Here is a 19,359-nt window from a genome sequence, read left to right as displayed (position 1 = left end):
GCCATTGTATAGACAGGAAATGGATATCCGTACATTGATCGTAGTGGCAGCGCTCTGCGCGCTGCCAGGCTGTGTCACCGAGACCACCTATGCCGGGCAGAATTCGACCCAGCGCGAGGTGGGTCCCGATCTCAAGGCCGCCGCCCAGACTCGCCTCGATCTGGGGATCCAGTACCTGCGTCAGGGCAATGCCGAGCAGGCCAAATTCAACCTCGACCGCGCCCTCCAGTACGATCCCGGCAACCCTCAGGTCTATATCGGTTTCGCCTATTTCTACCAACAGGTGTCGGATTTCAAGGCGGCCGAGGAGAACTACAAGAAAGCGCTGGCCATGGACCCGACCAATGCTGACGCGATGAACAACTACGGCGCCTTCCTCTGCAATCGCGGTCGTTTCGAGGAGGCGGAGAGAGCCTTCCTGCAGGCGGTCAGCCAGCCCGATTACGTGAAAATCGCCGATACCTACGAGAATGCGGCGCTCTGCTCGATGCAAAATCACAGAAATGACAAGGCGAGTGAGTATTATCGCCTGGCCTTGGGGTATAATCCCCGCAATCCTAGGTTATTGCTGGACATGGCGGAGCTTTCCATGAAAGATGGCAAGCTGCCTGATGTTCAGTCTTACCTCGTTCGCTTTGCCGAAGTGGCGGAGGAAAACGAGGAGAGCCTCTGGCTCCGGCTGCGGCTGGCCCAGGCCATGGACAAACCGGCATTACTTCACCAATTCGGGACTGAGCTGGTAAGGCAATATCCCACTTCGCAACAAGCCAAGCGTTACTTAGCCAATGACTACTGAACAGCCACACGATTTCCAAGACGACTCCCAGGCAGCGGGCCCAGGCCAGCTGCTGCGCAACGCCCGTGAACAGCTCGGCTGGACCCGGGAACAGGTTGCGTCCCGCATTCACCTTCGTCTGACCCTGATCGCCGCCATCGAGGCGGATACCTACGACAAGCACACGTCCCACACCTTCATTCGTGGCTATCTGCGCGCCTATGCCAAGCTCGTCGGCATTCCCGAGGAGACAATCCTCGCCGCTTACGACAAGCTGGGACTGACGCCTCCCGACAACATCGACATGCAGAGCTTCTCCCGCCGCTCCCGCCAGCAGGCCAACGACAGCCGGCTCAAGGTGGTGACCTGGCTGGTGATCCTGGTGCTGATCGCCCTCTCCGTCGCCTGGTGGTGGCAGAGCACGGCGCGCCGCTCCGCCGGTGACGAGGCCCTGGCCGCCACCGAGATGAGCGGCATCGACAACACCCCGAGCGCCGCCGTCCCGACTGCGGTCGAGGTCGCCGCGCCCGTGCTGCCCGCCACCTCTGATGCCGTCTCCACCGCGCCTGCGGTGAGCGATGCCGTCGCCACTGTGCCGGTCGCCGTGGCCGCGCCCAGCGCCGCCGTGACGACGGATGCCTCTGCCGCGGTGGCGACAGCGTCCCCTGCCGAGAGCGCGACCACAGAGCCGGCCAAGGCGCCGCAGCTCAAGATGAGCTTCACCGCCGACTGCTGGCTGGATGTCAAGGATGCCAACGGCAAGACCCTGTTCAGCGGCCTGAAGAAGGCGAACGACGAGCTTGTGCTGGAAGGACCCGAGCCACTCAAATTCATCATTGGCGCGCCCATGGCGGTCAATCTCGAATACCAGGGCAAGTCCTTCGACATGAGCCGTTACAACAACGGCCGAACTGCCCGCTTCTCACTGCCGCAGGAGTAATCTGTTCGCCATGTCCGCACACGAATCTCCCATCGTTCGTCGCAAATCCAGGCAGATCATGGTCGGCAACGTACCGGTCGGGGGCGATGCCCCCATCACGGTGCAGACCATGACCAACACCAAGACTACGGACGTGGCCGCCACCGTCGAGCAGATCCAGCGGATCGAGCGGGTCGGTGCCGACATAGTCCGGGTCTCCGTACCCACCATGGAGGCGGCGGAGGCCTTCCGGCTCATCAAGCAGCAGACCCGCATTCCCATCGTCGCCGACATCCACTTCGACTACCGCATCGCCCTGAAAGTGGCCGAGTACGGTGCCGACTGCCTGCGCATCAACCCGGGCAACATCGGTAACGAGGAGCGGGTGCGCGCCGTGGTCGACTGCGCCCGTCACTACAACATCCCGATCCGCATCGGCGTCAACGGCGGCTCCCTGGAGAAAGATCTCCAGGAGAAGTACGGCGAGCCGACTCCCGAGGCCCTGCTGGAATCGGCCATGCGCCACGTGGATTATCTGGATCGCCTCAACTTCGACAACTTCAAGGTGAGCGTCAAGGCGTCCGACGTCTTCCTCGCCGTCGGTGCCTATCGCCTGCTGGCGAAGCAGATCGATCAACCCCTGCATCTGGGTATCACGGAAGCGGGCGGCTTCAGAGCCGGTGCGGTCAAGTCCGCTATCGGCCTCGGCATGCTGCTGAGCGAGGGCATAGGTGACACCCTGCGCATCTCGCTCGCCGCCGATCCGGTGGAGGAGGTGAAGGTGGGCTTCGACATTCTGAAATCCCTGCGTATCCGCTCCCGCGGCATCAACTTCATCGCCTGTCCCTCCTGCTCCCGTCAGGAGTTCGACGTCATCGGCACCGTCAATGCCCTGGAAGAGCGGCTGGAAGACATCATCACCCCGATGGATGTTTCCATCATCGGCTGCGTGGTGAACGGCCCGGGGGAGGCGCTGGTCTCCGATCTGGGCCTCGCCGGTGCGGCCAACAAGAGCGCCTTCTACGAGGGGGGCCAGCGGGTCGACCGGCTCGATAACAAGGATCTCGTGCCGACCCTGGAGCGACGCATCCGTGCCCGGGCGGCCATGCTGGATCCGGCCAACCAGATCCAGGTGGACAAAGGTTGAACCATGAAGGGGCCACCTGGGGTGGCCCCGGCTTTAGGTTATTGATTTTGAATCCCGCATCCGGGCACCCGATTTTACCTCGGGGTCGAAAATCCCTATAATGCGGCCAAATTTTACCTCTTTTTCTCGAGTATCAACGTGGCAAAACAGATCCAAGCGATTCGCGGTATGAATGATTGCCTGCCGGAGCAGAGCCCGGTATGGCAGAAAGTGGAACAGATCCTGCGCCAGGTCGTGGCCAGCTATGGCTACAGCGAAGTGCGCATGCCCATCGTCGAGCAGACCCATCTGTTCAAGCGCGCCATCGGTGAAGTGACCGACGTGGTCGAAAAAGAGATGTACACCTTCGAAGATCGCAACGGTGACAGCCTGAGCCTGCGTCCGGAAGGGACCGCCAGCTGCGTGCGCGCCGGCATCGAACACGGCCTGCTCTACAACCAGGAGCGCCGGATGTGGTACATGGGCCCCATGTTCCGCCACGAGCGTCCCCAGAAGGGCCGCTATCGCCAGTTCCACCAGTTCGGGGTCGAGCTGTTCGGCATCAACGGGCCTGACATCGACGCCGAGCTCATCATGCTGACCCATCGCCTGTGGCGTCTGTTCGGCATCCAGGATCACGTCACCCTGCAGCTCAATACCCTTGGTCAGAGTGCCGAGCGCGCCGCCTATCGCGATGCCCTGGTGGCCTACCTGGAGCAGTACAAGGATCAGCTGGACGAAGAGAGCCAGCGCCGCATGTACAGCAACCCCCTGCGGGTGCTGGACTCCAAGGACGAGAAGGTGCAGGCCATCCTGGTCGGGGCGCCGCGCCTGTTCGATCACCTGGGCGAAGAGAGCCTGGCTCACTTCGAAGGGCTCAAGCGCCTGCTCACGGCCGCCGGCATACAGTTCGAGGTGAACGAGCGTCTGGTACGCGGTCTCGACTACTACAACCTCACCGTGTTCGAGTGGGTCACCAACAGCCTGGGTGCCCAGGGCACCGTCTGTGCCGGCGGTCGCTACGACGGCCTGGTGGAGCAGCTCGGCGGCCAACCGACCCCGGCGGTGGGCTTTGCCATGGGGATGGAGCGTCTGGTACTGATGCTGGAGACCCTGGAGCTCAACGCCGACATCCGCCCGGCGGTGGATGTCTATCTCTGCATGGTGGGCGAGGGGACCGAGCAGGCGGGCTTTGCCCTGGCCGAGCGGCTGCGCGATGCCCTGCCTGACCTTCGCCTGATGAGTCACTGCGGCGGCGGCAACTTCAAGAAACAACTCAAGCGTGCCGACAAGAGCGGCGCGGCCATTGCCCTGATCCTCGGCGAGACCGAGGTGCAAAGCGGGGAGATCACCATCAAATATCTGCGTGGCCAGGCCGAGCAACAGACCGTCTCGGTCGATGCCGCCATCGCCCTGCTGGCAGCTAAAGGAGAGTAAGCTGTGGAAGTCTATACCACCGAAGAACAACAGGTTGAGGTCATCAAGAGCTGGTGGAAAGAGAACGGCACCTCGGTGATCGCCGGGACCGTGATCGGTCTGGTGGGGCTGTTTGGCTGGCGCTACTACAACGAGATGCAGCAGAGCAACCAGGAAGCCGCCTCCCAGGCTTACAACGCCATGACTGCCCAGCTCGCCAAGGGGGACGACGCCGCCCTGGAGCAGGCGAAGAGCTTCATCGCCGCCCATCAGGGCGACGCCTATGCCGAGCTGGCTTCCCTGCAGCTGGCCGCAGCAGCGGTCAAGGCGGGCAAGCTGGATCTGGCCGCCGAGCAGCTGACCCAGGTCGCCGCAAACGGTGACGACAGCATCAAGCCCATCGCCGCCCTGCGCCTGGCCCGCGTCCTGAACGATCAGGGCAAGGCCGACGAGGCCCTGGCCCAGCTTGGCAAGATCGGCAACGACGCCTTCAAGGCCCAGGTGGCGGAAGTGCGCGGCGACATCCTGCAGAAGCAGGGCAAGGCCGAAGAGGCCCGCGATGCCTACCAGGCGGCGGCCGATGCCGGCGGCCTGCAGTCGAGCAGCGAACTCAAGCTGAAGATGGACGATCTGGCGCTGCCAGCGGTCACTGCGGGCGAGGCTCCGGATGCGTAATCTGTACAAGCGAGTGGTGCTGGGGGCGGCCGTCTCCCTGGCCCTGCAGGGGTGCTCCCTGTTCAGTTCCGAAGAGGATCTCAACCCCATGGCGCCCCTGCCCACGGTGGAGTCCGCGTTCACGGCAGACACCGCCTGGTCCTCCTCGGTGGGGGATGGCATCGGCGACTTCTACTCCCAGCTCAAGCCGGTGGTGGAAGAGGACCGCATCTATGCGGCGGCCCGGGATGGCGACGTGACCGCCTTCGAGCGCGACAGCGGCAAGGAGCTGTGGAGCGTGGATCTGGCTGACTTGCCCATCAACGCCGACAAGCGCAGCGCCCGTCTCTCCGGCGGCCTGGTCTCTCGCTACGGCAAGCTGTTCCTCGGCTCCGAGAACGGGGTGGTCTACGCCCTGAACGCGGAGAACGGGGAGGTGCTGTGGCAGACCACGGTACCGGGTGAGGTGGTGGCGAGCCCCGCCGTCGAGGATGGCCGTGTGGTGGTGCTGACCACCTCGGGCCGCCTGGTGGCGCTCGATACCGACGAGGGCAAGCTGCAGTGGACCCTGTCCGAAGAGCAGCCGCCCCTGACCCTGCGCAGTGCCGGTGCCCCCGTCATCACCAACGGCGCCGTGCTGTACGGCCGCGCCGATGGCAAGGTGGGCATCGCCCTGCTGAGCAATGGTCAGCCGGTGCGCCAGTCCAAGGTGGCCGACCCGCGCGGCGCCACCGAGCTGGATCGCATGGTGGACGTGGATGCCGCCCCCCTCATCGCCGGCGACGAGCTCTATGCCATCGCCTACAATGGCCAGCTGATGGCCCGCAAGCTGATGAGCGGCGACGAGGTATGGAAGCGCAAGTATTCCGGCTACCGCGACATGGCGGTGACTGGCAATGCCATCGTGCTGACCGACAGCCGCAGCCACCTGTTTGCGGTGGACCGTCGCAACGGGCTCGAGCTGTGGTCCAACACCCAGCTGGAAAACCGCACCGTGACCGCCCCCGTCATCCTGGGTGACTATGTGGTGGTCGGGGATGTGGAAGGTTATCTGTATTGGCTGGACCGTACCGACGGCTCCATCAAGGCCATGCAGCAGCTCGACAGCAGTGGTCTGTACGCCGCCCCCCTGGTGGATGGCGACACCCTGTATGTGCAGAGCCGTGGCGGCAAGCTGTACGCTGTCAAGCGTCCCTGAGCGCCCGTTAATATGAATCTCCGGCTCCTGGTCTTCGGACCCGGAGCCTTTGTCGTCTTGAGAATGAGGCTTTTATGACTCCTGTAGTAGCCCTGGTGGGCCGCCCCAACGTGGGGAAATCCACCCTGTTCAACCGCCTGACCCGTACCCGGGATGCCCTGGTGGCCGACTTCCCCGGCCTGACCCGGGACCGTAAATACGGCCAGGCGAAGCTGGGCGAGCTGGAATTTATCGTGGTCGACACCGGCGGTATCGATGGCACCGAGGAGGGGATCGAGCTGAAGATGGCCGAGCAGTCCCTGCTGGCCATCGAAGAGGCCGATGTGGTGCTCTTCATGGTGGATGCGCGCGCCGGCCTGACCGCGGCGGATCAGGCCATCGCCGAGCACCTGCGCAAGACCCACAAGAAGGTGTTTCTGGTGGCCAACAAGACAGACGGCATCGACGGCGACTCCGCGGTGTCCGAGTTCTACGGCCTGGCCCTGGGGGAGGTCTACCAGATGGCGGCCGCCCACGGTCGCGGCGTGCTGAGCCTGCTGGAGCTGGCGCTGGCCCCCCATCTGGAGACCCTGGTGGAGTCTGCGGCCGAACAGGCGGCGGACGAGGAGCAGGAGGAGTTCGACGAAGAGGCGCTGGTGCGCATGCTGGCCACGGGCGAGCTGGACACCCGAGAGGACACCAAGGAGACGCCGTTCGCCGACCTGCCCATCAAGTTTGCCATCGTCGGTCGCCCCAACGTCGGCAAGTCCACCCTGACCAACCGCATGCTGGGTGAAGATAGGGTCATCGTCTATGACATGCCGGGCACCACCCGCGACTCCGTCTACATCCCCATGGAGCGCGACGAGCAGAAGTACGTGGTCATCGACACCGCCGGCGTGCGCCGCCGCGGCAAGGTGCACGAGACGGTGGAGAAGTTCTCCGTCATCAAGACCCTCAAGGCGATTGAAGATGCCAACGTCTGCCTGCTGGTGATCGACGCCCGCGAGACCATCACGGATCAGGACTTGAGCATCCTCGGCTTCGTGCTCAACAGCGGCCGCTCCGTGGTGCTGGTGGTGAACAAGTGGGACGGCCTGGATCAGAAGGTCAAAGAGGACGTCAAGAACGAGCTGGACCGTCGTCTGGGCTTCATCGACTTCGCCCGCATCCACTTCATCTCCGCCCTGCACGGCAGCGGCGTCGGCCACCTGTTCGAGTCCATCAACGAGGCCTACGAGTCCGCCACCCGCCGCACCAGCACCGCCATGCTGACCCGGATCATGCAGATGGCCCAGGAAGATCACCAGCCGCCCATGGTGAACGGTCGCCGGGTCAAGCTGAAGTATGCCCACGCCGGTGGCTACAACCCGCCGCGCATCGTGATCCACGGCAACCAGCTGAACGACTTGCCGGACTCCTACAAGCGGTATCTCATCAACTATTTCCGCAAGTCCCTGAAGATCATGGGCACCCCGATCCGGGTCGAGTTCCAGGAGTCGGTCAACCCGTTCGAGGGCAAGAAGAACACCTTGACCCTGAGCCAGGAGCGTCAGCGCAAGCGTCTGCTCAAGGCCAAGGCGAAGAAGTAAGGCCCTGCGGCTGCCCTCACCGGCAGCCGTTTTTCTTGGGGTCGATGGAGGAGGGGAATGTGCAGTGGGCCCGCCCAGCGCACATTCACTTTGCGAGGAGCCAATCATGAGCCATCTTGTCTGCCCGGCCTGCCGGGGGGAGCTGGACAGCCGCAGTGACGAGACCTGTTGCTGCCAGTGCCAGATCCGTTATCGCATCCGGGCCCTGTGTCCGACCTGCCAGCAGGCGCTGGAGCGGCTTCGGGCCTGCGGCGCCGTGGATTATTTCTGCAATCACTGCAATACCCTGGTTTCCAAGCGCAGGGTGCAGTTCGAGGCGCTGGCGGCGGGGGCATGAGGGAATAAAAAACCCGGCGGATGCCGGGTTTATACTGTGTGCTCCGCTATCAGCAGCGTGAAGGAGCGATTTCTGTGCCAGATCTTGCGCTTCATGTCGGCCAGCTTGAGCTTGCGTCTCGGGCTCCAGGCACATTTGGTTTTTCGGGCCAATATGGCTCTTCTGCGTGCTCGCATCTTGTTATCCTCCCTGGTCTCCTCGGCCGAAGGGTGGCTGGGCAGGTAATGCAACGTGATGAATACATTGCAATAAGCCAGACTCGCGTCCCCTCGGATCTGGTTGGATGTTAACAGAGAATCTGCCGGGAAAACACACCCCCCAGGGCTAGGGGGTGATGATCTGCTTGACCACCTCGGCGATGATGGCGGGACGCTCTGCCGGGGCGGCCGGCTCGCTGCTGTCGTCCTCATCCAGCTCCTCTCGGCGGTGGGCCTTCTGCTGCTCGTTGTCGAGCCAGAGCAGGCTCTGGTAGTACTGGCGCACGTTGTTGACATAGTTGCGCGCCTCGCCGCCCCGGGCATAGCCGTAGCGCACCTTGCGATGCCAGCGTGACTGCTGCAGCAGGGGCAGCACCTCCTTCACGTCGCTCCAGGCGTCCGGGTTCTTGCCGAGCTGCTTGGTCAGCCGACGGGCATCCATCATGTGGCCGTAGCCGATGTTGTAGGCGGTGAGGGCGAACCACACCTTCTCGTCGGCCGGTACCGAGTCCGGCACCTTCTCCATCATCTCCTCCAGGTAGCGGGCACCGCCCTTGATGCTTTCCTCCGGATGGGTTCTGTCGCTGACCCCCATCGCCTTGGCGGTGGGCTCGGTCAGCATCATCATGCCGCGCACCCCGGTGTAGGAGCGGGCCTGGGGGTCCCAGTGGGACTCCTGATAGCTGATGGCCGCCAGCAGCCGCCAGTCGATCTCCCTGGCGTGGGTCTGGAACATCGCCTGGTACTTGGGCAGCAGGCTCTTGGCGCGCTTGAGGAAGGTGCGGGTGTCGACGAAATCGAAGTTCTGCACGTGGCCGAAGTACTTCTCGTCCAGCTTGGCGATGGCGCCGTCCATGAAGCGCTGGCCGAAGAAGTCGATGACGCTGGCGTAGAGGCTGTCATCGGGCAGCCGGGTCATGGCCCAGGCCACGGTCTGCTTGTTGGCGAGGGTCAGCCCCTCGGTGAGCTCGGGGTAGTAGCGCTGGGTGCGGGCCAGTATGGTGTCCTGCACCACGGTGTAGTCCACCTCGCCATCGGCCACCTGCTTGAGCAGCTCCTCCACGTCGGCGTCCCGGTTGGTACTCCAGTTCAGGTTGGGATGCTGCTTGGCCAGCTCCTTCATCAGATCCTCGCCGGTGGAGCCGGCCGGTACCACTATGCTGCCCTTGATGTCCCCCAGATCCTTGGGCCTGGGGGCACCGTTGCGGTAGACCAGCTTGGGGGAGACCTGATAGAAGCCGGGGCCGAAGCGGAACAGCTTGCGCCGCTCCGGGGTCACGACGATGGCCGCCGCGGCCAAGTCCAGCCTGCCCTTTTGCAACTGCTCGACCAGTTCGGCGGTGCTGTAGGCAGGCACTATGGTCAGCTTGACCCCCAGCCAGTCGGCGTAGAGCTGCGCCAGTTCGTAGTCGAAGCCCTGGGCGACGTCGTCACGCTGGTAGTAGGAAGTGGGGCCATAGAGGGTGCCGACCCGGATCTCGCCCCGTTGGCGGATCTGTTCCAGCTGGCTGGAGGGGGTATGGAAGTCGCAACCGGCCAGGGCCAGCGTCAACATCATCCCGGTAAGCAGTCGAAAAATGCAGCGCAAGTAGGTGAGTACCCTTGTTGAAAAAATCGGCATTTGTCAAAAGAGAGGCCCCTTTATACCAGAGAGTCCGGAGGGAGTCACATCGTGCGGGGCGAGAAAAACGTTTGTTCGGGCTGGACCTGATCCCTATAATACGCGCGTCTCAAATCCCCCCACACTCTAAAACTTGGTGAGAAAGGTATATGGAAATCTTGCGTGGTGCCCCAGCACTGTCTGAGTTTCGTGTCCACAAGCTGCTGCAGAGCTGCGCACAGAGAGGAGTAGAGATAGCAAGCGTCTATGCCGAATACGTGCATTTTGCCGAGCTGACGAGTCCGCTGTCGCCCCCGGAGCGAGCGACCCTGGGCCAGCTGCTGCGCTACGGCCCGACCATTCCGGAACACACCCCCAGCGGTCAGCTGTTCCTCGTTACCCCCCGCCCCGGCACTATCTCCCCCTGGTCTTCCAAAGCAACCGACATCGCCCACAACTGCGGCCTCAGCCAGGTCAAGCGACTCGAGCGCGGCATCGCCTACTACGTGCAGGCCAAGGGTGAGCTGAGCGCGGCACAGCGCGGCGAGGTCGCGGCCCTGCTGCACGACCGCATGATGGAAATGGTGTTCGGCGAGATGCACGAGGCCGCCGCCCTGTTTGCCCACCACGAGCCGCGTCCCTTCACCCAGGTGGATGTGCTGGGTGGCGGTCGCGCCGCCCTGGCAGAGGCCAACGTGGCCCTGGGGCTGGCCCTGGCGGACGACGAGATCGACTATCTGGTGACGAACTTCACCCGGCTTGGCCGCAACCCCAACGACATCGAGCTCTACATGTTCGCCCAGGCGAACTCCGAGCACTGCCGCCACAAGATCTTCAACGCCGACTGGACCATAGACGGTGAGCAGCAGCCCAAGTCGCTGTTCAAGATGATCAAGAACACCTTCGAGCAGACGCCGGATCATGTCCTGTCTGCCTACAAAGACAACGCCGCCGTGATGGAAGGGAGCCAGGGGGGCCGCTTCTTCCCGAGCCCCGCCAGCGGCGAATACCAGTATCACCAGGAGCGCGTCGACATCCTGATGAAGGTGGAGACCCACAACCACCCGACCGCCATCTCCCCCTTCCCGGGGGCCGCCACCGGCTCCGGCGGCGAAATCCGCGACGAGGGTGCGACAGGCCGTGGCGCCAAGCCCAAGGCGGGCCTGGTGGGCTTCTCCGTCTCCAACCTGCGGATCCCCGGTTTCGAGCAGCCCTGGGAGCAGGATTTCGGCAAGCCGAGCCGCATCGTCAGCGCCTTCGACATCATGCAGGAGGGGCCGCTCGGCGGCGCCGCCTTCAACAACGAATTCGGCCGTCCGGCCATCCTCGGCTACTTCCGCACCTTCGAAGAGCAGGTGCCGAGCCACAACGGCGTCGAGGTGCGCGGCTACCACAAGCCCATCATGCTGGCGGGCGGCATCGGCAACATCCGCTCCGAACACGTTCAGAAGGGCGAGATCCCGGTGGGGGCGGCCCTCATCGTGCTGGGTGGCCCGGCCATGAACATCGGCCTGGGGGGCGGCGCCGCATCAAGCATGGCTTCCGGCCAGTCTGCCGAAGATCTCGACTTCGCCTCGGTGCAGCGTGACAACCCCGAGATGGAGCGCCGCTGCCAGGAGGTGATCGACCGCTGCTGGCAGCTGGGGGACGACAACCCCATCGTCTTCATCCACGACGTGGGGGCGGGCGGCCTCTCCAACGCCATGCCGGAGCTGGTGAGCGACGGGGATCGCGGCGGTCGCTTCTCCTTACGCGCCATTCCGAACGACGAGCCGGGCATGAGCCCGCTGGAAGTCTGGTGCAACGAATCCCAGGAGCGTTACGTGCTGGCCGTGGCCCAGGACAAGCTGCCCCTGTTCAAGGCCCTGTGCGAGCGCGAGCGCGCGCCCTATGCCGTGATCGGCACGGCCACCGAAGAGAAGCATCTCACCCTCTCGGATGCCCATTTTGACAACCAGCCCATCGACCTGCCCCTGGACGTGCTGCTCGGCAAGGCGCCCAGGATGCACCGCGACGTGCAGAGTCTGCCGGCCCAGGGCAAGCCGCTGGCGCTGGATGGCGTCACCCTGTCCGAGGCGGCCGAGCGGGTGCTGCGCCTGCCGACCGTGGCGGAGAAGTCCTTCCTCATCACCATCGGCGATCGCACCGTGACGGGCCTCGTCAACCGTGACCAGATGGTCGGTCCCTGGCAGATCCCGGTGGCCGACTGCGCCGTCACCGCCGCCACCTATGACAGCTACCACGGCGAAGCCATGTCCATGGGCGAGCGCACCCCGGTGGCGCTGCTCTCCCACGCCGCATCGGCCCGCATGGCGGTGGCCGAGGCCCTGACCAACCTGGCCCCGGCCCACATCGGTTCCCTCAAGCGGGTCAAGCTCTCCGCTAACTGGATGTCCGCCGCCGGTCACCCGGGGGAGGATGCCGGTCTCTACGAAGCCGTGAAGGCCGTGGGCGAGGAGCTCTGCCCGGCCCTTGGCATCACCATCCCGGTGGGCAAGGACTCCATGTCCATGAAGACTCGCTGGCAGCAGGATGGCAAGGAGCACAGCGTCACCTCGCCGCTCTCCCTGCTCATCTCCGCCTTCGCTCGGGTCGAGGACGTGCGCAATACCGTGACCCCGCAACTGCGGACCGATCTCGGTGAGACCGACCTTATCCTGATCGACCTTGGCAACGGCAAGCAGCGCCTCGGCGCCTCCGCCCTGGCCCAGGTCTATCGCCAGCTGGGGCAAAGTGCCCCGGATCTGGACAACCCGGTTCAGCTCAAGGGCTTCTTCAACGCCATCCAGGCGCTGGTGGCGGATCGCAAGCTGATTGCCTACCACGACCGCTCCGACGGCGGCCTGTTCGTCACCCTGGTGGAGATGGCTTTCGCCGGTCACTGCGGTCTCGACCTGCAGCTCGACCGCATCGGCGGTGAACTGCTGCCGGCCCTGTTCAACGAGGAGCTGGGCGCCGTCATCCAGGTGCGCCGCGACGACAAGGAGGCGGTGCTGACCCTGCTGGCCGGCCACGGCCTGGCGGCCTGCTCCCACGTGCTGGGCACGGTGCGCGAAGACGACCTCATCCTGTTCCAGCGTGCCGGGACAGAGGTGTATCGCGCCAGCCGCACCGCCCTTCGCACCCTCTGGGGCGAGACCAGCTGGCAGATGCAGCGCCTGCGTGACAACCCCGAGTGCGCGGATCAGGAGCACGCCGCGCGCCAGGACGCCACCGATCCGGGTCTGCAGGCCAGACTGACCTACAACCCGTCCGAGGACGTGGCCGCCCCCTATATCGCCCGCGGGGTCTCCCCCCGTCTGGCGGTGCTGCGCGAGCAGGGGGTCAACTCCCACGTGGAGATGGCGGCGGCGTTCGACCGCGCTGGCTTCACCGCTGTCGATGTGCATATGAGCGACATCCTCTCCGGTCGCATCAAGCTGGATGATTTCCAGACCCTGGTGGCCTGTGGCGGCTTCTCCTACGGCGACGTGCTGGGGGCGGGCGAGGGCTGGGCCAAGTCCATCCTGTTCAACGACAACGCCCGCGAGCAGTTCCAGCGCTTCTTCGAGCGCGGCGATACCCTCTCCTTGGGCGTGTGCAACGGTTGCCAGATGATGTCCAACCTGCGCACCCTGATCCCTGGGGCTGATCTGTGGCCGCGCTTCGTGCGCAACCGCTCCGAGCGCTTCGAGGCGCGCTTCAGCCTGGTGCAGGTGCAAGACTCCCCGTCCGCCTTCTTCGCCGGCATGGCGGGCTCGGTGATGCCTATTGCCGTCTCCCACGGGGAAGGGCGGGTGGAGGTGCGCGACGTCGCCCATCTGGAGGCGCTGCAACAGAGCGGCCTGGTGGGGCTGCGTTTTGTCGACAACCGCGGCAACGTGACCGAGCAGTATCCGGCCAACCCGAACGGCGCACCGGCGGGCATCACAGCGGTGACCACCACGGACGGGCGCGCCACCATCATGATGCCGCACCCGGAGCGGGTGTTCCGCACCGTGGCGAACTCCTGGCACCCGGACCACTGGGGCGAGGATGGCGCCTGGATGCGGATGTTCAGAAACGCCCGGGTGCGTCTGGGTTAATCCCTCCGCGTACACAGCAACCATGGAAAACCGGCCAACAGGCCGGTTTTTTTATGGGCGCAGCACAAGCGTTGCGTGAATGATCCTGATTCAGGGCTCAGCATGTAGCAGCCCCGGTGCTTTGACCCTGGATGGCGAGGGGGAAAGGGGAGGGCGCACGTTACCGGCTGGAGCAGGATGAATATCGTCTCGGATCGGGAATAAAAAAACCGGCCACGGGGGCCGGTTTTTGTTGTGTGCCTGAGGCTTAACGCAGCACCACGTGCTGGAAGCCCTGCACCAGGCTGATGACGGGCTGGGGGTAGATGCCGAGCAATACCACCAGGATGGCGGAGAGCAACACCACCAGGCCCCCGGAGGAGAAGGCCCAGTCGGCCCTGGCATCGCGCAGCTGCATGCCGGGTTCGCGCAGGTAGAGGGTGACCATGACCCGCAGGTAGTAGTAGAGACCCAGGGCGCTGCCGAGCACGATGGCGCCGGAGAGCCACCACAGCTGCGCCTCGACGGTGACGCCGATGAGGTAGAACTTGCCGATGAAGCCGAGGGTCATGGGGATGCCCGCGAGCGACAACATCATCACCGTCATCACCGCCGTGAGATAAGGGCGCTTCCAGAACAGGCCGCGGTAGCTGTGCAGGGAGTCCGCATCTTTGCCGCGGTAGGGGCTGGACATCATGCTGATGACGCCGAAGGCCCCCAGGCTGGTGAACAGGTACATCAGCAGGTAGACCCCCGCCGCTTCCACCGGGATCTGGCCGAGGCGGCTCGCCACCACCACCGCCAGCAGATAGCCGAAGTGGGAGATGGAGGAGTAACCCATCATCCGCTTGATGTTGGTCTGGATCAGCGCCAGGAGGTTGCCGACCACGATGGAGATGACCGCCATGGCCGCCAGCAGCCAGTGGATCATGGGATCCGAGGTGGCCGGCACCGCCAGGTAGAAGCGCAGCAGCACGCAGAACACGGCGATCTTGCTCACGGTGGCGAGGAAGGTGGCGACCGGTGCAGGGGCACCCTCGTAGACGTCCGGGGTCCAGAGGTGGAAGGGGGCCAAGGAGAGCTTGAAGGCAAAGCCCACCAGCATCAGGCCGAAGCCCCCCATCAGCAGCGGGTGATGGGCCGGGCTCTGGGACAGGGTCAGGCCGAGATCGCTGAAGCTGAGGCTGCCGGCCTGGGCGTAGAGCAGCGCCATGCCGAACAGCAGGAAGGCGGTGGCGCTGGCGGAGAGCACCATGTACTTGATGCTGGCCTCCAGCGAATGGCGCTCGCGATAGGCATAGCCCACCAGACCGAACATGGGCAGGGTCAGCATCTCGATCCCGATGAAGAGCGACGCGAGATGACGGGAGCCTGCCAGCACCAGACCACCGGCGGTGGCGATGAGCAGCAGCAGGTAGAACTCTTCCCGGTTGTCCGGGTAGCCCTTGAGCCAGGTGCGGCCGAAGGTACAGGTGGCCAGGGCGCCGATGAGCACCAGCCCCATGTAGAAGACCGCATAGCTGTCCACTTGCAGCAGGGGAGTGACCCCCTGATCCCCCTGGGCCATCACGACGGGCAGGGAGAAGAGCGCCAGGTTGAGACCGGCGATGGTCACCACGAAGGCGGTGTCGTCGCAGCGCTTCCAGGCGATGGCCAGCATCAGGGCCACCATGGCCCCTGTGGTCAGCAACAGGGGCAGCAGGGCCAGCAGTTGAGAAACAGTAAACGTCATGACAGGGCTCCCGACATGGACATGGAAGGCAAAAGAGAAAGCATCATTGCAGCGCTCCCGTGTCTGGCAGCGCATACCAGTGCAGCACGCTCAGGAGGCTGCTGCTGGCGGTGTCCAGCACTGGCTGGGGATAGAGGCCGAGCAGTACCAGCAGGCCGGCTATGGTCAGCATCATGGCCAGCTCCCGCTTGTCCAGCCCCTTGAGCACGCTCTCCTCCTTGGGGGTACCGAAGCAGGTGCGCTGCAGCATGATGAGGGAGTAGACCGATGCCAGTACCAGGCCGAAGGTGGCGATGACGGTCATGACGGGGGCGACCTGGAAGCTGCCGATGAGGATCAGGAATTCGCCGACGAAGTTGCCGGTGCCCGGCATCCCGAGGGAAGCGACCGAGAAGAACAGCATGACCCCGGGCAGGTAGCGCAGGCGTCCCCAGAGGCCGCCCATCTGGCGCAGATCCCGGGTGTGCAGGCGCTCGTAGAGCTGGCCGCACAGGATGAAGAGACCGGCGGCGGAGAGGCCGTGGGCGATCATCTGCACCACGGCGCCCTGCAGGGCGAGCTCGCTGCCGGAATAGATGGCGATCATCACGAAGCCCATGTGGGAGATGCTGGTGTAGGCCACCAGCCGCTTGATGTCGGTCTGGGCGAAGGCCAGCAGGGCGCCGTAGACGATGCCGATGAGGCCGAGGCCCATGGCGTAGGGGGCGAACTCGGCGGAGGCCTCGGGGAAGAGCGGCAGGGTGAAGCGCAGCAGGCCGTAGGCGGCGGTCTTGAGCAGGATGCCTGCCAGGTCCACGGAGCCCGCGGTCGGCGCCTGGCTGTGGGCGTCAGGCAGCCAGCCATGGAGCGGCACCAGGGGCATCTTGACCGCGAAGGCGATGAAGAAGCCCAGCATCAGCAGCCACTGGACCGTGCTGCTCATGGGGGTGTTCAGCAGCTCCTGATAGTTGAAGGTGAAGACGCCTGTGGTGGCGTGGTGGGTCAGCACCAGGCCCAGGATGGCCACCAGCATGATGAGGCCGCTCGCCTGGGTGTAGATGAAGAACTTGGTGGCGGCGTTGATGCGCGACTTGCCGTCGGTGACCGAGTGGCCCCAGAGCGCGATCAGGAAGTACATGGGGACCAGCATCATCTCCCAGAAGAAGAAGAAGAGGAACAGGTCCACCGCCATGAAGACGCCGAGCACGCCCCCCAGGATCCACAGCAGGTTCAGGTGGAAGAAGCCGATGCGCTGCACGATCTCCTTCCAGGAGCAGAGGATGGCCAGTACGCCGATGAAGCTGGTGAGCATCACCATCAGCAGCGACAAGCCGTCCACCGCCAGATGCAATGAGATGCCGAAGCGGGGGATCCAGGGTTGTTGCCACTCGGCGGCCCAGACGGGCAGGCCGGGGTTGGCCAGGGTGAAGTCACCGCCGAGCCAGATGGCGCTGGAGAGCACCAGGCAGGCGCTCATGGAGGCGAGGGCCACCCAGCGGACGAATTGTCCGCCGAGCCGCTCCATCTGCCAGCAGAGCAAGCCGCCGATGAAGGGAATTAGCAAGATCCAGAGTAAGGTCACGATATCAGCTCTCGTCTATGTTCTGGTCGTTGTGCAGGCCCGCAGGCCTGCGTGAAATTGAAATGCCATGGGATCAACCGAGCAGCAGCAGGGCCAGGATCAGGGCGGCGCCCATCCCCATGGAGGCGGCGTACCAGCGCAGCTTGCCGGAGACGGTCCAGGCCAGCAGCTGGTGGCCGGCTTGTGCCAGCACGGCCGGCAGGTTCATCATCCTGTCCAGCGGATCCTTGCCGAGCAGCCGGGTGGCCAGCAGGTAGGGCTTGACCCAGACCAGGTCATAGAGCCAGTCAAAGCCCCAGGCATTGAACCAGAGGGTGCTCAGTAGACGGCCAGGCCCGCTCTCGGCGATCCCCTTCACCAGGCGACGCTCACCGAGGAACAGGAAGGCGGCCAGCGCTATGCCCGCCACGGCGATGACGCCGGAGGCTATTTCCAGGGCGTGACGGCCCTCCTCGATATGATCCCCCGGGCCCGCCGGCAGTACCCCGGCCAGGGGCGGCACGATGAGGGCGCCGACCCCGGTGGAGAGCACCAGCAGCACCAGCAGCGGCAGCTGGTGGGCCAGGCCGTGACCGGCGTGAGCCTCGGTCTGCACCTTGCCGTGGAAGGCGATGAAGATGAGGCGGAAGGTGTAGAGGGAGGTCAGGAAGGCCCCGCCCAGACCCGCCCACAGCAGGGCGCTCTGGCCGCTGGCCTGCACCTGCCACAGGATGGCGTCCTTGCTGTAGAAGCCGGCGGTCACCAGCGGCAGCGCGGCCAGGGCCGAGCCCCCCACCAGGAAGCAGGCATAGACCAGAGGCAGGCTCTTGCGAAGGCCCCCCATCTTGAAGATGTTCTGCTCGTGGTGGGTCGCGACTATGACAGCACCGGCGGAGAGGAACAGCAGTGCCTTGAAGAAGGCGTGGGTCATCAGGTGGAAGATGGCCCCTTCCCAGGCACCGACGCCGAGGGCCAGGAACATGTAGCCGATCTGGCTCATGGTGGAGTAGGCCAGGATCCGCTTGATGTCGGTCTGCACCAGGGCCGCGAAGCCTGCCAGCACCAGCGTGATGGCGCCGACCAGAGCCACCAGATGCAGGATCTCGGGGGCCAGCAGGAAGAGGCCATGGGTGCGGGCGATGAGGTAGACCCCCGCCGTCACCATGGTGGCCGCGTGGATCAGCGCGGAGACCGGGGTCGGGCCCGCCATGGCGTCCGCCAGCCAGGTCTGCAGCGGCAGCTGGGCGGACTTGCCGACCGCGCCGCCGAGCAGCATCAGGCAGGCGAACGACAGGGCAGGGGAGCCTTCGGCAAACATGGCCGGGGCCCGCACCAGCAGCTCGTGGATGTTGAGGGTGCCGAGCTCGCGGTAGAGCACGAACAGACCGATGGCGAGGAAGACGTCACCGACCCGGGTCACCACGAACGCCTTGAGGGCGGCCGCCCCGTTGGCGGGGTTGCGGTAGTAGAAGCCGATCAGCAGGTAGCTGCACAGGCCCACCCCTTCCCACCCCAGGTAGACGAACAGCAGATCGTCTGCCAGCACCAGGAACAGCATGCTGGCGATGAAGAGGTTGGTGTAGGTGAAGAAGCGGGAATAACCCTCTTCCCCGCGCATGTACCAGGAGGCGAACAGGTGGATGAAGAAGCCCACCCCGGTCACCACCCCCAGCATGGTCAGCGACAGCCCGTCCAGGGAGAGGCGGAAGGCGGGCTGGAACTCGCCCACCGTCATCCACTGCCACAGGGTCTGGGTATAGACACCGCCTTCCGGCGGGTGATTGAGGAAGTCGAACCCGACCCAGACAGTGGTCAGGGCCGACAGGCCTATGCTGCCGACGCCGATGAGCGCCGAGGTGCGCTCACCGAGGCGGCCGAGGGAGAAGGCCAGCAGCAGCCATCCCAACAGGGGGAACAGAAAAGTCAGGTATAGGAGGCTCATCCGCGCATCTCGCTCACAGTGTCCACGTTCAGGGTGTGGTAACGACGATAGAGCAGCAGTAACAGGGCGAGGCCGATACTGGCCTCCGCTGCCGCCAGAGAAATCACCAGTATGTACATGATCTGACCGTCGGCCTGGGCCCAGCGGCTACCCGCCACCACGAACGCCAGGGCGGACGCATTCATCATGATTTCGATACTCATGAGGATAAACAGCAGGTTGCGGCGTATCAGCAAGCCGCACAGGCCGATGGCGAACAGGATGGCCGCCAGCAGGAGGCCATGCTCCATGGGTATTCCACTCATCGCC

General features: G+C 64.6%; 14 protein-coding genes. 9 read left to right on the top strand and 5 right to left on the bottom strand.

Annotated elements, in window-relative coordinates; genetic code table 11:
* Window positions 1-4 precede the first annotated feature (4 nt).
* From tapF to I6L39_RS18280, 8 genes are all read left to right on the top strand, one after another.
* Window positions 5-796: a PilW family type IVa pilus biogenesis/stability lipoprotein TapF gene (gene tapF, locus I6L39_RS18315; protein WP_216990447.1), complete on the top strand. Its 792-nt coding sequence runs from the start codon at window positions 5-7 to the stop codon at window positions 794-796.
* On the top strand, window positions 786-1,715 hold the full coding sequence (locus I6L39_RS18310; RefSeq protein WP_209792669.1) for a RodZ domain-containing protein: 930 nt from the start codon (window positions 786-788) through the stop codon (window positions 1,713-1,715). Before tapF ends, I6L39_RS18310 begins: the two co-directional genes overlap by 11 nt.
* A 10-nt stretch (window positions 1,716-1,725) precedes the next feature.
* Window positions 1,726-2,841, top strand: coding sequence for a flavodoxin-dependent (E)-4-hydroxy-3-methylbut-2-enyl-diphosphate synthase (gene ispG, locus I6L39_RS18305; protein ID WP_042076598.1), 1,116 nt, complete (start codon window positions 1,726-1,728; stop codon window positions 2,839-2,841).
* Between the two features lie 138 nt (window positions 2,842-2,979).
* Entirely contained in the window at window positions 2,980-4,257 is a 1,278-nt protein-coding gene (hisS, locus tag I6L39_RS18300; RefSeq protein WP_042076595.1) for a histidine--tRNA ligase, read from the top strand.
* A 3-nt stretch (window positions 4,258-4,260) separates the two neighbouring features.
* Complete coding sequence (locus tag I6L39_RS18295; protein WP_042076593.1) at window positions 4,261-4,911, top strand: tetratricopeptide repeat protein; 651 nt, start codon at window positions 4,261-4,263, stop codon at window positions 4,909-4,911.
* Entirely contained in the window at window positions 4,904-6,088 is a 1,185-nt protein-coding gene (bamB, locus tag I6L39_RS18290; RefSeq protein ID WP_209792666.1) for an outer membrane protein assembly factor BamB, read from the top strand. Before I6L39_RS18295 ends, bamB begins: the two co-directional genes overlap by 8 nt.
* A 74-nt stretch (window positions 6,089-6,162) precedes the next feature.
* Window positions 6,163-7,659, top strand: a complete 1,497-nt coding sequence (der, locus tag I6L39_RS18285) for a ribosome biogenesis GTPase Der (RefSeq protein ID WP_216990446.1) — start codon at window positions 6,163-6,165, stop codon at window positions 7,657-7,659.
* A gap of 106 nt (window positions 7,660-7,765) precedes the next feature.
* On the top strand, window positions 7,766-7,996 hold the full coding sequence (locus I6L39_RS18280; protein WP_216990445.1) for a zinc ribbon domain-containing protein: 231 nt from the start codon (window positions 7,766-7,768) through the stop codon (window positions 7,994-7,996).
* A 324-nt stretch (window positions 7,997-8,320) separates the two neighbouring features.
* Here I6L39_RS18280 and mltF read toward each other — a convergent pair whose 3' ends face one another.
* Window positions 8,321-9,814 carry a membrane-bound lytic murein transglycosylase MltF gene (mltF, locus tag I6L39_RS18275; RefSeq protein ID WP_216990444.1) on the bottom strand — a complete coding sequence of 498 codons (1,494 nt, stop codon included), beginning with the start codon at window positions 9,812-9,814 and terminating at the stop codon, window positions 8,321-8,323.
* A gap of 149 nt (window positions 9,815-9,963) precedes the next feature.
* Between mltF and purL the strand changes: the two genes are divergently transcribed.
* Entirely contained in the window at window positions 9,964-13,857 is a 3,894-nt protein-coding gene (gene purL / locus I6L39_RS18270; protein ID WP_216990443.1) for a phosphoribosylformylglycinamidine synthase, read from the top strand.
* Between the two features lie 247 nt (window positions 13,858-14,104).
* Here the strand turns inward: purL and nuoN are convergent, their stop codons facing one another.
* The 4 genes from nuoN to nuoK form a co-directional block, all read right to left on the bottom strand.
* Complete coding sequence (gene nuoN, locus I6L39_RS18265) at window positions 14,105-15,568, bottom strand: NADH-quinone oxidoreductase subunit NuoN (RefSeq protein ID WP_042076576.1); 1,464 nt, start codon at window positions 15,566-15,568, stop codon at window positions 14,105-14,107.
* A gap of 43 nt (window positions 15,569-15,611) precedes the next feature.
* Window positions 15,612-17,129: an NADH-quinone oxidoreductase subunit M gene (nuoM, locus tag I6L39_RS18260; protein WP_216990442.1), complete on the bottom strand. Its 1,518-nt coding sequence runs from the start codon at window positions 17,127-17,129 to the stop codon at window positions 15,612-15,614.
* Between the two features lie 73 nt (window positions 17,130-17,202).
* On the bottom strand, window positions 17,203-19,050 hold the full coding sequence (gene nuoL, locus I6L39_RS18255) for an NADH-quinone oxidoreductase subunit L (protein ID WP_216990441.1): 1,848 nt from the start codon (window positions 19,048-19,050) through the stop codon (window positions 17,203-17,205).
* Entirely contained in the window at window positions 19,047-19,355 is a 309-nt protein-coding gene (gene nuoK / locus I6L39_RS18250) for an NADH-quinone oxidoreductase subunit NuoK (protein WP_010675036.1), read from the bottom strand. Before nuoK ends, nuoL begins: the two co-directional genes overlap by 4 nt.
* Window positions 19,356-19,359 lie beyond the last annotated feature (4 nt).

Source organism: Aeromonas sp. FDAARGOS 1409 (assembly GCF_019048705.1).
GTDB classification, from domain to species: Bacteria; Pseudomonadota; Gammaproteobacteria; order Enterobacterales; family Aeromonadaceae; genus Aeromonas; species Aeromonas sanarellii.
Note: the sequence above shows the minus strand (reverse complement) of the source record. Positions and strands in the feature narration are given on the sequence as shown.